This window comes from Rhodococcus sp. NPDC060084, from assembly GCF_042730335.1.
Classification (GTDB): Bacteria; Actinomycetota; Actinomycetes; order Mycobacteriales; family Mycobacteriaceae; genus Rhodococcus.
In genome coordinates this window covers 1-15,469 of record NZ_JBHWWX010000022.1, presented here as the reverse complement: position 1 = coordinate 15,469, position 15,469 = coordinate 1, and the positions used below count along the sequence as shown (strand labels likewise).

General features: G+C 66.1%; 14 protein-coding genes. 11 read left to right on the top strand and 3 right to left on the bottom strand.

Going from position 1 to position 15,469, the window contains the following annotated elements:
• Positions 1-202 precede the first annotated feature (202 nt).
• From ACFWBU_RS13140 to ACFWBU_RS13095, 10 genes are all read left to right on the top strand, one after another.
• The gene (locus ACFWBU_RS13140; RefSeq protein ID WP_169621365.1) at positions 203-967 is read left to right on the top strand and encodes an ABC transporter permease; all 765 of its coding nucleotides are present in this window, start codon (positions 203-205) and stop codon (positions 965-967) included.
• Positions 968-986: 19 nt separating this feature from the next.
• On the top strand, positions 987-1,835 hold the full coding sequence (locus tag ACFWBU_RS13135) for an ABC transporter permease (protein ID WP_169621364.1): 849 nt from the start codon (positions 987-989) through the stop codon (positions 1,833-1,835).
• Positions 1,836-1,845: 10 nt separating this feature from the next.
• Positions 1,846-3,024 (top strand): MCE family protein, encoded by a 1,179-nt coding sequence (locus tag ACFWBU_RS13130; protein ID WP_169651996.1) that lies wholly within the window; start codon positions 1,846-1,848, stop codon positions 3,022-3,024.
• Between the two features lie 2 nt (positions 3,025-3,026).
• A complete protein-coding gene (locus ACFWBU_RS13125; RefSeq protein ID WP_169621362.1) occupies positions 3,027-4,046 on the top strand; it encodes an MCE family protein in 1,020 nt (339 codons plus the stop codon).
• Entirely contained in the window at positions 4,043-5,101 is a 1,059-nt protein-coding gene (locus ACFWBU_RS13120) for an MCE family protein (RefSeq protein WP_169651995.1), read from the top strand. Before ACFWBU_RS13125 ends, ACFWBU_RS13120 begins: the two co-directional genes overlap by 4 nt.
• On the top strand, positions 5,098-6,447 hold the full coding sequence (locus ACFWBU_RS13115; RefSeq protein ID WP_169621360.1) for an MCE family protein: 1,350 nt from the start codon (positions 5,098-5,100) through the stop codon (positions 6,445-6,447). The genes ACFWBU_RS13120 and ACFWBU_RS13115 overlap by 4 nt, the downstream gene beginning before the upstream one ends.
• Positions 6,444-7,661 (top strand): MCE family protein, encoded by a 1,218-nt coding sequence (locus tag ACFWBU_RS13110; RefSeq protein WP_378528454.1) that lies wholly within the window; start codon positions 6,444-6,446, stop codon positions 7,659-7,661. Before ACFWBU_RS13115 ends, ACFWBU_RS13110 begins: the two co-directional genes overlap by 4 nt.
• The gene (locus ACFWBU_RS13105) at positions 7,658-9,073 is read left to right on the top strand and encodes an MCE family protein (protein ID WP_378528453.1); all 1,416 of its coding nucleotides are present in this window, start codon (positions 7,658-7,660) and stop codon (positions 9,071-9,073) included. The genes ACFWBU_RS13110 and ACFWBU_RS13105 overlap by 4 nt, the downstream gene beginning before the upstream one ends.
• Positions 9,073-9,690 carry a hypothetical protein gene (locus ACFWBU_RS13100; RefSeq protein WP_206036971.1) on the top strand — a complete coding sequence of 206 codons (618 nt, stop codon included), beginning with the start codon at positions 9,073-9,075 and terminating at the stop codon, positions 9,688-9,690. Before ACFWBU_RS13105 ends, ACFWBU_RS13100 begins: the two co-directional genes overlap by 1 nt.
• Before the next feature lie 263 nt (positions 9,691-9,953).
• Positions 9,954-10,457 (top strand): twin-arginine translocation pathway signal, encoded by a 504-nt coding sequence (locus tag ACFWBU_RS13095; RefSeq protein ID WP_378528472.1) that lies wholly within the window; start codon positions 9,954-9,956, stop codon positions 10,455-10,457.
• 75 nt (positions 10,458-10,532) lie between these two features.
• Here ACFWBU_RS13095 and ACFWBU_RS13090 read toward each other — a convergent pair whose 3' ends face one another.
• The 3 genes from ACFWBU_RS13090 to ACFWBU_RS13080 all read right to left on the bottom strand — a co-directional run bounded on the left by ACFWBU_RS13090 (position 10,533) and on the right by ACFWBU_RS13080 (position 14,427).
• Positions 10,533-12,644, bottom strand: coding sequence for an FAD-dependent oxidoreductase (locus tag ACFWBU_RS13090; RefSeq protein WP_346765124.1), 2,112 nt, complete (start codon positions 12,642-12,644; stop codon positions 10,533-10,535).
• A gap of 63 nt (positions 12,645-12,707) precedes the next feature.
• On the bottom strand, positions 12,708-14,219 hold the full coding sequence (locus ACFWBU_RS13085; RefSeq protein WP_169621357.1) for a trehalose-6-phosphate synthase: 1,512 nt from the start codon (positions 14,217-14,219) through the stop codon (positions 12,708-12,710).
• A 37-nt stretch (positions 14,220-14,256) separates the two neighbouring features.
• Positions 14,257-14,427, bottom strand: coding sequence for a hypothetical protein (locus ACFWBU_RS13080; RefSeq protein WP_169621356.1), 171 nt, complete (start codon positions 14,425-14,427; stop codon positions 14,257-14,259).
• A 191-nt stretch (positions 14,428-14,618) separates the two neighbouring features.
• Here ACFWBU_RS13080 and ACFWBU_RS13075 point away from each other — a divergent pair, with 191 nt between their 5' ends.
• Positions 14,619-15,419: an alpha/beta fold hydrolase gene (locus ACFWBU_RS13075; protein WP_169621355.1), complete on the top strand. Its 801-nt coding sequence runs from the start codon at positions 14,619-14,621 to the stop codon at positions 15,417-15,419.
• Positions 15,420-15,469 lie beyond the last annotated feature (50 nt).

Here is a 15,469-nt window from a genome sequence, read left to right as displayed (position 1 = left end):
GGAAAAACGGCTGATCAATGCGCCTTATGTCCGTATTAGCGAGAGTGGGGACGCGGAGAGTGCGGCTGCGGAAAAAACGGATGAATTGTCTACAGGATGTTTCTTTGACACGTGAACACGTTCTAGTTACTATGACGCGGGTCACAGCGGATTTCTGCGCACGGTCGGATTTCGGTCGGGCCGGCGAACGAAAGGGGAGACGGTGGTAGATCTCCTCGAGGTTCCACTGCGCGCCGTCGGCGGCCTCTTCGCAATGACCGGCGACACCGCGAGGGCGGTGTTCACCAGGCCCTTCCAGAGACGTGAATTCGTCGACCAGGCGTGGTTCGTCGCGCGGGTGTCTCTCGTGCCGACCGTTCTCGTGGCCATTCCCTTCACCGTCCTGGTGAGCTTCACCCTGAACATCCTGCTCCGCGAGATCGGTGCGGCGGACCTCAGCGGTGCCGGGGCCGCGCTCGGAGCCGTCACGCAGGTCGGGCCGATGGTCACGGTGCTGATCGTGGCCGGTGCCGGAGCCACCGCGATCTGTGCGGATCTCGCAGCCCGCACCATCCGCGAGGAGATCGATGCGATGCGGGTGCTCGGCATCAACCCGATCCATCGGCTCGTGGTCCCGCGCGTACTCGCGTCCACCGTCGTCGCGCTGCTGCTCAACGGGCTCGTCTGCACGATCGGCATCCTCGGTGGCTTCGTGTTCTCCGTCTTCCTCCAGGACGTGAACCCCGGAGCCTTCATCAACGGCATCACGCTTCTCACCGGCTTCGGTGAACTCATGATCTCCCAGGTCAAGGCAGGATTGTTCGGCATGATCGCAGGCCTCGTCGCCTCTTACCTCGGACTCAACGTCAAAGGTGGCCCCAAGAGCGTCGGGGACGCCGTCAATCAGACGGTCGTCTTCGCGTTCATGGCCCTGTTCGTCGTCAACCTCCTCGTCACCGCCGTCGGCATCAAGCTGACGGCCGGATGAGAAACGCGGAGGACACACCATGGCAGTGATCTCCGGGCGATTCCCGAGGGCCGTGCGACGGTTCTCCCGCGCCTCGACGTCGATCGACCGTCTGGGCGAGCAGGCCCTGTTCTACGGCAAGGCGCTCGCGACGATCCCTCGCGCGCTCCGGCAGTACCCGAAGGAAACCCTCCGGCTCGTCGCCGAAATCAGCATGGGGACAGGTGCCCTGGCCGTGATCGGCGGCACCGTCGTCATCGTCGGATTCCTCACCCTGTTCACCGGCGGCATCATCGCGGTGCAGGGGTTCAGTTCCCTCGGCAACATCGGCGTCGAAGCACTCACAGGGTTCTTCGCGGCGTTCATCAACGTCCGCATCGCGGCACCCACCATCGCCGGGATCGGCCTGGCCGCCACCATCGGCGCGGGCTCCACCGCGCAACTCGGTGCGATGCGCGTCTCCGAGGAGATCGACGCACTCGAGACCATGGCCATCCCGTCGATCCCGTACCTCGTCTCCACCCGGGTCCTGGCGGGAATGATCGCCATCATCCCGCTGTACTCGCTCGCGGTGATCGCGTCGTTCGTCGCCAGCCGATTCGCGACCGTCGTCATCTACGGCCAGTCGGCCGGCGTCTACGACCACTACTTCACGACGTTTCTCATACCCACCGACATACTCTGGTCGTTCGTCCAAGCGATCGTGATGGCGATCGCCGTCATGCTCATCCACACCTACTACGGGTTCACCGCCGGCGGCGGACCCGTCGGTGTCGGCGTGGCCGTCGGCAACGCGGTGCGCGCGTCGCTCGTCGCAGTCGTCACCGTCACCCTCCTCATCTCTCTCGCCGTGTACGGCGCGACCGGCAACTTCAACTTGTCGGGATAGGGCGCGGCACATGGACACTCCCTCGTGGAAGAAAAAGCTCGCGGCGTTCGTGCTGGTGGGTGGGCTCGCCGTGATCGTCTTCGTGGCACTGACGATGTTTGCCGCCGGATTCACCTCCACCACGCCCGTCACCGTCACCGCGCAGCGATCGGGCCTGGTGATGGAACCCGACGCGAAGGTCAAACTGCGCGGCGTCGAGGTCGGCAGGGTCTCGTCCATCGAGCACACCCCGGACGGTGCCGTGCTGCGGCTCGCGATGCAGCCCGGACAGATGCACCTCATTCCGTCCGACACGCGCGTGTCGATCGAGTCGACCACCGTGTTCGGTGCCAAGTTCGTCAACCTCGTGGTCCCGGAGGATCCGTCACGGGTACCGCTGCAAGAGGGCGCGGTGATTGCGGCCGACAGTGTGACGGTCGAGTTCAATACGGTCTTCGAGCATCTGTCCGAGGTGCTGACGCAGGTGCAGCCCGAGAAGCTCAACGCCACGCTCGGTGCGCTCTCGGAGGCGCTCAACGGTCGCGGCGATGCGCTCGGGGCCACCCTCGCGGACGCGGACGCCTACCTGGCCGAGATGAACCCCTCGCTCCCGCAGTTGCAATACGACCTGGGAGCTGCTGCCGACGTCGCCAATCTCTATGCGGACACCGTGCCGGATCTGATGACCACGATCGGCAACGCCACCGAGGTCGGTAACACGATCGTCGACGAACAGTCGCAACTCGACCTGTTGCTCATGAATCTCACCGGTCTGGCCGATACCGGTCGTAACGTTCTGGGGGAGAACGAGAACCAAGTGGTCACCGCACTCGACAGCTTGTCGTACACCACCGGGCTCCTCGGCGAGTACTCGCCCGAACTCACGTGCTTCATCATCGGTCTCAACGATGCTCGCATCGCCTTCGAACCGATGGCCGGAACGGGTGAATATGCCGCGCTCACGCTGAGCACGAGCTTCATGGGTGGTGCCACGCCGTACAACGCGGCCCAGGACCTGCCCGTCGTCGGGGCCTCCGGCGGCCCGAACTGCTGGGGCATGCCGGACTACGATCCGCGACGCGACGGGAACGCGAAGTTCGTGGTGACCGATACCGGGACCACGCCGTACAAACCGGCCACGGAGGCATGGGTGCGTTACCCGACGATCTTCCAGTACCTGTTCGGTGACCAACTCGCGGCAGGGCAGTGACGATGCGGCCCACCACGATCAAGTTCCTGATCTTCACGCTCACGATGGTGCTCGTGTTCGCCGGCCTCGCAGTGGTGTTCAGCCAGGCCCGGTTCACCGGAAAAGAGACCTACCACGCGGCCTTCACCGACGTCTCCGGACTGAAATCCGGCGACAAGGTGCGTATCGCCGGTGTCCAGGTGGGGTCGGTCGACGGGGTCGACATCGGGGACGGCAACCACGCGGAAATCGAATTCGGCGTCGATTCCAAGTACACGCTCTTCACCGGCACTCGCGCGACCGTCCGCTACGAGAACCTGGTGGGAGACCGGTATCTGGAACTGCTCGAGGGAGCCGGCAGCGTCGACGTTCTCCAGCCGGGCGGAAGCATCCCGATCGAGCAGACCGAACCTGCTCTCGACCTCGACCTGCTGCTGGGAGGGTTCAAGCCACTGCTGCAAGGGCTCGATTCCCAGCAGGTCAACGACCTGTCCGGCGCGTTGCTGCAAGTGTTCCAGGGGCAGGGCCAGACGCTGGTCTCCTTGTTGGGCAACACGAATTCGTTCACCAATTCGCTCGCGGATCGCGACCGGTTGATCGGCGACGTGATCGACAATCTGAACGGCGTTCTCGGCACCATCGACGACCACGATCGCGAGTTCGCCGAGACCATCGACCAATTGAGTGCCCTCGCCGGTGGGCTGGCCGCAGACCGCGACCCGATCGGCGCCGCGATCCCGGAGATCGCCGGGGGCACTGCGGATCTGGCAGCGCTGCTGCAGAACAACCGACCCGACCTGCAGTCCGTGATCGCCGAAACCAATCGGTCCATGACACAACTCGATCTGGGTGAGGACGACATCAACCGCACACTCGAACGTCTCCCGTCGGATTACAAGAAACTCATCCGGGTGGGCGCCTACGGCAACTTCTTCCAGTTCTTCCTCTGCGCCAACACCTTCAAGTTCTCCGGACCCGACGGCACCACCGTCAGGTACACGACGGCGAACCACGACACGGGAAGGTGTGCGAAGGTCGAATGAGTGCACCGCGCGAACGCAGTCATCTCCAGATCGGCATCGTCGGTTTGGGTGTGTCCGCCGCCATCGTCCTCGCCGGGTTGCAGTACGACCAGCTCCAGTTCCTCTCGGGCGGGCTGAGCTATTCGGCTCGATTCGAGGACGCGGGTGGACTCGTCGCCGGAGACGAGGTGATGCTCTCGGGTGTCACGGTCGGCGACGTGACCGACGTGAAGCTCGACGGCCAGACCGTACTCGTGAACTTCACGATCCAGGACGGCATCGGCCTCGGCGACGGCACCGGCGCCGACATCAAGACCAACACCGTGCTGGGCCGCAAGTCGCTCGCAGTGCGTCCGGGAGGCTCCGGCGTGATGCGTCCGGGCACGATCATCGAGATCGACCGAACCAACTCGCCGTACTCGCTGACCGACGCGCTCGGCGACCTCACGACCACCGTGTCCGAACTCGATACCGGACAGATCAACGAGTCGCTCGATGCCCTGTCCGATTCGCTGCAGGACACTCCGCCGGAGATACGCGGTGCCCTCGAGGGCATGACCCGGTTGTCCCAGTCGATCAACTCGCGGGACGAGTCCCTGCTGCAGTTGCTCGACCGGGCCGAGGACGTGACCGCGATCCTCTCCGAGCGCAGCGATCAGGTCAACGCGCTGATCGTCGACGCCAACGCCTTGTTCGGCGAGCTGAACCTTCGCCGAGACGCCATCACCGAACTCATCGCGAACATTTCCGCGGTCTCGCGCCAGCTCACCGGCCTCGTCCAGGACAACCAGAGCCAGATGGGGCCGACGCTCGAGAAGCTCAACGCGGTCACCGCGAACCTGCAGGCGAACAAGGACAACATCGCTGGGGCGCTCGACGGTCTCGGACCATACATCAGCGCTCTCGGTGAGTCTGTGGCCAGCGGGCCGTTCTTCAACGCCTACGTGTCGAATATCCTGCCGGCGCCGTGGTGGAAAGCCATCGTGGACAGCCAGGTTGCCCCCGACCTTCTCCCCGAGGATCTCCAGAACGTGATTCCCAAAGAGCCGCCGTCGATCACGAGGGATGGCGAATGAGTACCGACACCATGCCGGTGGACAACCACGAACCGGCGCCTCCGAAGAACTCCCGACTTCCGCGCCGGTTGCTGATCGGTATCGCGGCCGCCGTCGTCCTTGCGCTGGTCGCGGGCTTCGTGTGGTTCGTGCTGCCCGGCCTCGGCAAGCGGACGGTCTATGCCGAATTCGTCTCGACCAGTGGGTTGTACGAAGGTGACGACGTACGCGTGCTGGGTGTGTCGGTCGGGCGCATCACCGATATCGAGCCCGGCGACGACCTGGTTCGGGTGACCATGTCGATCGACGACGCGGTCGACGTGCCGGCCGACGCCGCTGCCGTCGTCATCGCGCAGAGCCTCGTCTCTGCCCGCTTCGTCCAGCTCACCCCCGTCTACTCCGGCGGCGCCGCCCTCGAGGACGGCGCGACGATTCCTCCGCAGCGCACCGCGTCGCCCGTCGAATGGGATCAGATCAAGACCGAACTCATGCGTCTGTCCGAGGCGCTCGGGCCGGAAGAACTCGATCCACAGGGCTCGCTCGGCCGGTTCATCGACACCGCCGCGGAGAACCTCGACGGAAACGGGCAGACCATCCGCTCCACACTGCGAGAGCTGTCCGCGACCATGCATACGCTGTCGGAGGGACGCACCGATCTGTTCTCGACGATCCGGAACCTCCAGACCTTCGTCTCGGTGCTGTCGTCGAGCAACGAGCAGATCGTGCAGTTCGGTGGACGGCTGGCCTCCGTCTCGAATGTGCTCGCACAGAGTTCCGACCAACTCGGGGTCTCGCTCACCGATCTCGGCATCGCGGTCGGCGACGTGCAGCGTTTCGTCCAGGACAACCGTGCCGGACTGACCGAGTCGGTCGAGCGCCTCGCCGACGCCACCGAAGTGCTCGCGCGCAAGCGACCGGAGATCGAGCGGATTCTGCACTCGGGCCCGACGTCGCTGGCCAACTTCTACAACATCTACAAGCCGGCACAGGGGTCGCTGACCGGCGCCCTCGCCATCAACAACCTCGCCAACCCCGTGGAGTGGATGTGTGGGTCGGTCGCTGCCGCCGCGAACGCGACATCCGAACGAAGCGAGGAGTTGTGCCGTCAGCAACTCGGTCCGGTCCTGGCCTCGATGAGCGCCAACTACCTGCCGGTCCTGGCCAACCCGCTCGCCAGTGTGCAGGCCTTCCCCGGGGACATCGTCTACAGCGAACCGTGGCTCGAAGGTGCGTCCGCAGGACGAGGGACCGCACCGCCGCAGGCGGCGCCCGCACCCACGCCGCTCGACGGACTGCTGGGCGGATTACCGAACGTCGCGGTCCCGCAGGACCTGGGGACACTGCTGCAGCCGGGAGGGGGACGATGATCCTGTCGAATGGACGGCGCATCACCGCGGCCGCGGTCGTGCTGGCGGCGACGCTGGCGCTGACGGGCTGTGAATGGGATGGGCTCAACTCTGTTCCCATGCCGGGCACCGCCGGACGCGGTGAAGGCGCCTACCGCGTCGAGATCGAGATGCCCAATGTCACGACGCTGACCCAGAACTCACCGGTCCGCGTCGACGATGTCACCGTCGGGTCGATTGCCGCGATCGAGGTGGACGGATGGCACGCGCTCGTCACGGTGGCGCTCGACAAGGACACCGTGGTGCCCGCCAACGCGACGGCCAAGATCGGCCAGACGAGCCTGCTCGGTTCGCAGCACCTCGAGTTGCTCGCCCCCGTCGACGAACCCGCGCGTGGACGGCTCGCGGACGGCGATCGGATTCCCCTCGAGCGTGCGGGTGTCTATCCGACGACGGAGCAGACGCTCTCGTCGTTGTCGCTGGTACTCAACGGCGGCGGTCTGGCGCAGATCAACGACATCACCACCGAACTCAACGCCGCACTGGTCGGGCGGGAGGATTCCGTCCGCAACCTGCTCCCGCGTCTCGACGAACTCGTGTCCGCGCTCGACACCCAGCGCGGCGATATCGTGTCCGCGCTCGAAGGGATGGACCGGCTCGCGTTCACGGTGAACAACCAGAACGAGACCCTCGTGCGGGCACTGGAGGAACTACCGCCCGCGCTCGAAGTCCTCGTGGACCAGCGGCAGAACCTCACGTCCGCGATGTCCTCGCTCGGTGAGCTGAGCACGGTGGCGAGTCGTGTCGTCGAAAGCTCCAACGACGATCTCAAAGCGAACCTGCAGGGGCTGGCACCGACGTTGCGGGCGCTGGCCGACTCGGGCAGCGCGCTCACCGAAGTCCTCGGCGTACTCCTGACGTACCCCTTCCCTCAGAACGGGATCAACAACGTCATCCGGGGTGATTACGCGAACCTCGCCATGACGATCGACCTCACCCTCGATCGGCTCGACCTGAATTTCCTGACCGGAACCCCACTGGCGGGCCGATTGGCCGGACCGGAGGGAATTCTCGGCAGGGACGCCGGACTCGCCGCCCAGGCCGTCGATCCGTTCCAGGCGCCGCTCGCGCCGCCGCCCGCACAACCCGCCCCGGGACCTGCCGGCACACTCTCGATCCCCGGAATCGGCGAGATCACGATTCCCGGACTTCCCGAGGGGGTGTTCGGACCATGATGCTTTCACGATTCGTTCGTATCCAGCTCTCGATCTTCGCTGTGCTCACCGTGATCGGTCTCGTCGTGATGACGCTGCAGTACGTGCGTCTGCCGGCGCTGCTGGGGGTCGGCCAGTACACGCTCACCGTGGAACTTCCGTCCACCGGCGGCCTGTATCCGCACTCGAACGTGACCTACCGGGGTATCAACGTCGGAACGGTCCAGTCGGTCGCGCTCTCGCCCGCAGGCGTCGACGCGACGCTGTCGATCGGCAGCGACTACAAGATTCCTGCCGATGTGGACGCGGCCGTTCGGAGCGTGTCCGCCATAGGTGAGCAGTATGTCGATCTCGTTCCCCGCGAAGGGGGTTCGAGTGGTGGGTATCTCGCGGACGGCGACGTGGTGCCGGTGGAGCGCGCTACCGTCCCGCAAGAGGTCGGTGCCCTGCTGGACCAGGCGGACGTGTTGCTCGCCAGCATCGGCGACACGCGACTGCAGGCACTCGTGGACGAAGCCTTCGAGGCGTTCAACGGATCCGGTCCCGAATTGCAGGACCTGATCGACTCGACCCGCCTGTTCGTGCAGGAGGCATCGGGGAACAGCGCCGAAACCCGTCGGCTCATCGACGAGGTGGGGCCGCTGCTCGACACTCAGACGGTCACCAGCGACGCCATCCGGTCGTGGACGCGGGACATGGTGACCTTCACCGACCGCTTGCGCGAGAGCGACCCCGATCTGCGGACACTGCTCGAGACCGGTCCGTCGGCCGCGGCCGAAGCCGAAGTGCTGCTGCAGGATCTCCGCCCGACACTTCCGCTCCTGCTCGCGAACCTGGTGAGCGTCGGTGAAGTCGGTGTCATCTACAACTCCGGGATCGAGCAGGTCCTCGTGCTGTATCCGCCGATGACGACCGCGCTGATCACGGCGGCCGGGTCCGGACCGCCGGAGGACGGTGCAGTCGTCGACTTCCATCTCCAGCTTCACGACCCGCCGCCCTGTCTTTCCGGATTCGTCCCGCCGGATCAGTGGCGCAGCCCCGCCGACACCACGATGGTCGACACGCCGGGGGATGTGTTCTGCCAGTTGCCGCAGGACTATCCGAACGCCCAGCGCGGTGCCCGGAACCTGCCTTGCATGGAGTATCCGGGCCGCCGTGCACCGACGCCCGATCAGTGCCGTACCGGCTACACACCGAAATACTCCGACAATCCGTGGCAGGGTCCACCTACGCCGGTAGGGTCCGACAATGTCGTGCCGACGCCTGCGTCATACACCGAAGGCAGCGGTGCTGCGGCACCGGCCGGCGTCACCGCGCGCCGGATCGATCCGCAGACGGGGACGTATATCGGTCCCGACGGCACCGTGTACACCCACGCCCAACTGGGAGACGACCGGAGTTTGGAGACTTTCATGAAGGCACAGCAGGGCTGATGGCGAACGAACACGACAAAGACGGTCCCACCGTCGAGCCCGATACGGTTCCCGACGAGAGCACCACGCCGACGAGTGCGACCGATACCGGGGGCAGCGACACGGCACCGGCTGCCTCCGCGGCACCGGCGGCGCCGACATGGCCCAAACGGGTGGTCGTGGTCGCATCGATTCTGCTGATCGCCGTTGTGGCCGCCGGTGTCTGGCTGATCATCGACCAGCGGTCGGCCGACGAGCGTGACGAGCGACGAGCGGCGTTCGTCCAGGCTGCGCGTCAGACCGTGCTGAACCTGACGACGATCCGCGCCGACTCCGCAGACGCCGACGTGCAGCGGCTGATCGACGGGGCCACCGGCGACTTCAAGGCCGAATTCGAAGGGCGCGAAGGCCCGTTCGTGGAGGTCGTGCAACAAGCCGGCGTCACGACGATGGGGGAGGTGCTCGAGGCCGGAATCCAGAACGAGGACGGTACGTGCGCGTCGTCGCTCGTCGCGTCGCGTGCGATGGTGAGCAATGCCGACCAGACCGAGCCGGAACCACGCGATTTCCGTCTGCGCGTGACGATCTGTGACGAGAACGGCAGACTGCTGGCGTCGAAGGTGGAGTTCGTGCCGTGAGTGAAGACCGGAAAGACAAGCAGGTGACGTCAGTGAACACGGACAGCCAGGCGGACACGAACAGCCGGACGGATACGGCCGGCGAGACGAACACGACCGGCGAGACGAACACGACCGGCGACACCACATCCGGTGAGACCGCGGCCGCGACGGCTTCCTCACCCGGGGATACCGCAGCCGCAGACACCGCTCCGGCTTCCACGGACACGGTCGTGAATTCCGCAGACACCGCTCCGGCACCCGCGGACACCGCACCCGCGCCCGTGGACACAGCACCGTCCTCGCAGTCGTACCTGCGGCACGTCGCGATCGGGCTGTCGGTGCTCGTACTCGTGTTCGCGGTCGTCGTGGGCTGGCTCGCGTACGGAGCGCGGGCCGACTCGGCTGCCGAGGCTGCCCGTACCGAAGCCCGTGTGGCAGCAGAGGAGCAGGCCGTCGCGATGCTCGCCTACACCCACGGCGAGGTGGACGATCAGATCGCCGTGGCGGGCGAGGGCCTCACCGGGGACTTCCGTGACGAGTACACGAATCTGATGAAGAACGTCATCGCGCCGGGGGCCAAGGAGAAGGCCATCAGCGTGCAGGTGAGCGTGCAGGGATCGTCGGTGGTATCCGTCGATGCCGACAGCGCCGTGACCCTGCTGTTCCTCAACCAGATCACCACGAGTTCCGAGAATCCGGAAGCTGTGAGCAGCGGCAGTCGTGTGCGAGTCGAACTCGAAAAACACGACGACCGCTGGCTCGTCAGCCGGCTGACACCGATCTAGGCTCCGGGGGGTCGCTCCCTCAACAGCACCGTGTTCCCGTCAGCACGGTGTTTCTGTCAGAGCACCGTGTTTCTGTCAGAGCACCGTGGCGACGTTCCACGCGGAGTGGATCGCTCCTTCGATGTAGCCGACGTCCGCGGCGTCACCGACCACGTGGATCTCCGGTACCCTGCCCTCGAGCTCGTCGGCGAGCGGCGCCGCGGCCGAGACTCCGGACGCCACGACGACCATATCGGCCGGGGCGGTGAGGGTTTCGTCACCGACGCGGAATTCGACGGTGTCGGCGGTGATGCGCTGCACCTGTGCTCGCCGGTGAATGGTTACGCCGACTTCGCCGGCGTGCCGAACTGCCGTCCAGCGTCGTGGCATGGCCATCGGCACGCCCAGTTGTCCGCCCTCTTCGAGCAGGGTCACCCGGCGCCCACGTTCTGCGAGGAACTCCGCCAGTTCGAGACCGACGAGCGAGCCCCCGACCACGACCACGTCTTTGCCCATGGGCAGGAACTTGCGGGTGACGGCGCGAATCGCCTGTGGGCTCTTGGTGATTCCCGACAGCTTGCCGAGGCGCCCCATGGTGCGGAGGAACAGCGGTTGTTCCGACGTGTCGCCGGCCCCGGTCATCAGGGCGCGCAGCGTATCGCCGGTGTGCACGTGGGGCAGATCGCCACCGGGAACGTCGGGCCGGCCGCGCACCGCGCCGGTGGCGATCACGACGGCATCGGGTGCGAGTGCGGCGACGGAGTGGGCGGTGGCCTCGGTGTTCAGGCGGACGTCGACGCCGAGGCGTTCGATCTCGGAGCGGAGCCACCTCAGCAACTGCTCGTTGTCCGGGGTGGTGAGGGTCGAGAACCAGAGTGTGCCGCCGAGCCGATCCGACTTGTCGAGCACCGTCACCCGGTGTCCTCGCTCGGAGGCGACGCGCGCGACTTCGAGCCCGCCCGGCCCGGCACCCACCACGACGATGTGCTTCGCCGCGGACGTGGGGGTGAACGGCACCAGGGTCTCGTTGCCCAGCGCCGGATTCACCGCGCAGATCGGGGTGTCGTCCCAGAAATTCTCCTGGACACACACATAGCAGTTGATGCACGGCCGCACCTGCTCCGGCGTGCCCGCGGCGAGCTTGCCGACCAAGGAGGGATCCGCGAGCAACTGGCGGCCCATCGCGACGAAATCGGCGTCACCGTCGGCGATGGTCTTCTCGCCCACCTCGGGCAGTACGCGACCGACTGCGATCACCGGGATGCCGACGGCCTTCTTCACCGAGGCTGCCAGACCCGTGTAGGCGCCGACAGTGTTCGGGAGCGGCCCGTCGGTGAAGTTGGAGAACGGGTTTCGGCCCCAGCCGGTCACGTGGATCGCGTCGGCTCCCGCGGCTTCGAACAACTGTGAAGCGCGCACTGCCTCGTCTGTGCTCAGGCCGTCGGCTTCGCCGAATTCGCGTCCGGCGACGCGCACCAGAATCGCCAGGGAGTCGCCGACTTCGGCCTTCACCGCGCGGATGACCTCGCACGCAAGTCGCGCACGGTTCGCGAACGAACCACCGTATTCGTCGGTGCGCCGATTGTCGGCGCGGCTGAGGAAGGCGCCGAGCACATAGCCGTGCGCACAATGGATTTCGACCGCGTCCGCGCCTGCCGCTTTCACCCGGCCCGCGGCGTCCGCGAAGCAGCGCACGAGCCATGCCAGGTCTTCCTGTGTGGCTTCGTGGTATTCGGCCTGCTTGCCGTGGGTGACCGCAGCCATCTTCTGGAGTTCTTCACCGGTGTTGTCGGCGAGCGCGCTCAGGTCGGGGCTCGAGTTCGGGGTCGAGGGGACGAGCAGCGGCCGATCGTTGACGGTGTCGATCCGTGCCACCTTGCCGTGGTGCGTCATCTGCACGCACAGAGCACTACCGGCCTCGTGGACAGCATCGGCGAGTGCGGTGAGACCGGGGATGAACCTGTCCTCCGACAGTCCGGGTTCCTTGGTGCTGGCGCAGCCGAGCGGATAGGCGACAGCGCAGCATCCGGTGATGATCAGCCCGGTGCCGCCCTCGGCGCGGGCGACGAAATGGTCGATGTCGCCCTGCTCGATCTCGCCGTCGTCACACAGATTCATGTCCATGGCGGGCAGGACGACCCGATTCCGCAGCGTCACGGGCCCGATGGTGCCGGGGGAAAGGAGATGGGGGAAGGTTCCGGTCGTCACACCAAGACGTTATGCCCGCGGGTTGTGTCCCGCGGCATAGTTCCACTCAGTGGGACCGACCGGCTACCCGCTGTTCCCGCTGTTGCCTTCGCCCGGCGTGATCAGTGCGGGTCCCGCGGCGCCGGTGTGCGACAGCGCTTCGAGGAACGAGCGTGCCCACCGGTCGACATCGTGCGTGAGGACCTGACGGCGGAGGGCGCGCATCGTCTTGCGTCCGACGTCGCGGGGTTGTTCGATCGCTGCCTGCATCTTGTCCTTGACGTCCTCCAGGTCGTGCGGATTGCACAGGAAGGACTGACGCAGTTCGGCTGCTGCGCCGGTGAATTCGCTGAGCACCAGCGAACCACCGAGATCGCTGCGGCACGCGATGTATTCCTTGGCGACGAGATTCATCCCGTCGCGCAACGGCGTCACCAGCATCACGTCGGCGGCAACGAAGAAGGCGATGAGTTCCTCGCGCGGCACCGGGCGGTGGATGTAGTGGACCACGGGGCGGCCGACCTCGGCGTACTCACCGTTGATGCGACTGACCATGCGCTCGATCTCGCCGCGCATCTGCACATACGACTCGACGCGTTCGCGGCTGGGAGTCGCGAGTTGCACCATGACGGTGCGGGCCGGATCGACCCGTCCCTCGTCGAGGAGTTCGTTGAGGGCGTCGAGCCGGACGTCGATGCCCTTGGTGTAGTCCAGCCGGTCGACCCCGAGCAGGATGTGGTCCGGGTTGCCCAGCTCTTTGCGGATCGCCTTGGCCCGGTCGCGAATCTTCTTGCTACGCGACTGTTCGTCGAGTTCGCCCGACGCGATGGAGATGGGGAAGGCCCCGACGCGCACCGAGCGGAATCCGACCTGGACCACACCGAGCTTCGAGCGGACACCGATATTGCCGCGCGAGGTCTGGTGGCCGGCGAGCCTGCCCGCCAGGTAGAGGAAGTTCTGGGCGCCGCCGGGGAGATGGAAGCCGATGAGGTCGGCGCCGAGGAGCCCTTCGACGATCTCGGTGCGCCAGGGCATCTGCATGAACAACTCGACGGGCGGGAACGGAATGTGCAGGAAGAACCCGATCGTGAGGTCGGGTCGCAGCATCCGCAGCATCTTCGGCACCAACTGGAGTTGGTAGTCCTGGATCCAGACGGTGGCGTTCGGTGCTGCGGCCTTGGCCGCTTCTTCCGCGAAGCGCCGGTTGACCTCGACGTAGACGTTCCACCATTCGCGCCGGTATTCCGGGCGGACGATGACGTCGTGGTAGAGCGGCCACAGCGTCGCGTTGGAGAACCCCTCGTAGTAGTCGGCGATCTCCTGAGTGCTCAGGGGAACCGAGTACAGCGTGAGGTCGTCCTCGACGATGACGCCGGCATCGGCGTCGGCCACCCCGGCCCAGCCGACCCACGCTCCGTGGTTGGAACGCAGGATCGGCTCGAGGGCGGTGACGAGACCGCCGGGGCTGCGCTTCCACCGGGTCGTGCCGTCCGGCAGGCGTTCGAGATCCACCGGCAGGCGATTCGCGACGACGACGAAATCGGACGGGGTGATCGACTCGGATTCTTCGGTCGCATCCGCGCCGCCTGCTGTCACGTCGTGTCCTCTCGAGGTGCCGGTCCGATGGATCTCGTCAGTACTTTTCGGCCGGGCCGATGCCCAGCATCGACAGCAGCATGCGGCACTCGTCCGCAGTCTCGGCGTAGGCGGCGACGACGCGCTGTGCCTGTCGGGCGGTCTCGTCGGCGACAGGTTCGAGATCGTCGTCGGCGAGAACGTCGGGCGTGGTGGGGTCCGCGGTCATGTGTTCCTCCCGGGTAGCTGCTCGGCGCGAGCATGCATCTGCCTCGACTCTAGGAGAGTGGGACACCGGGGCGCCACCCGCCGGGTGCTGGATCGATCATGGCCGGGGCCCTCGCGGTACCGTAGGGCTCGTAACGCCGCGCTCGTCGATCTGTGCGCGTTCGTCCCCCGCAGTCTTCGAGGAAGGTCTCCATGCCCATTGCGACGATCAACGGAATCCCGCTGAACTACCAGGTCAAGGGATCCGGCGACCTCGTAGTTCTCGTCATGGGAACCGGTAGCCCCGGCCGGGTGTGGGACCTGCATCAGGTGCCCGCGCTCGTGAAGGCCGGCTACCGCGTGGCCACGTTCGACAACCGTGGCATTGCGCCGTCGGGGGAGAGCCTGAGTGGGATGACGCTCGACGATCTCGTTGCCGACACCGCGGGCCTGATCGAGTTGCTCGGTGGCCCGGCGCATGTCGTCGGCACGTCGATGGGTGCGCGCGTCGCGCAGGAACTGACCTTGGCGCGTCCGGACCTCGTCCGCAAAGCGGTGTTCCTCGCCGGCCATGCACGGATGGACCGGTTCCAGATGACGCTCACCGAGGGGGAGCGGCAGTTGTACGACAGCGGTGTGGAGTTGCCGCCCAAGTATCAGGCCGCGGTGACCGCGGTGATGAACCTGTCGCCCGCCTCGCTTGCCGACGAGAACACCGCACGCGACTGGCTCGACGTGTTCGAGTTCAGTGGCGGGAAGATGTCGCCCGGCGTGCGGGCCCAGTTGGGCATGGACCGCGAGTTCGATCGCCGTGCCGCCTACCGGGCGATCACGAAGCAGTGCCTCGCGGTGGGATTCGCCGACGACCGCATGATTCCGGCGTATCTGTCGCGGGAAGTGGCGGAAGCGATTCCTGGCGCACGGTACGAGGAGATTCCGGACGCCGGCCACTACGGCTACCTGGAGCGTCCCGAGGTGGTCAACAAGGTGTTGCTGGACTTCTTGGCGGCGTAGCGGCCAGGGCACGTGTTCGGCGAGCGCGGTGGGATCGACTTCGATCCCAC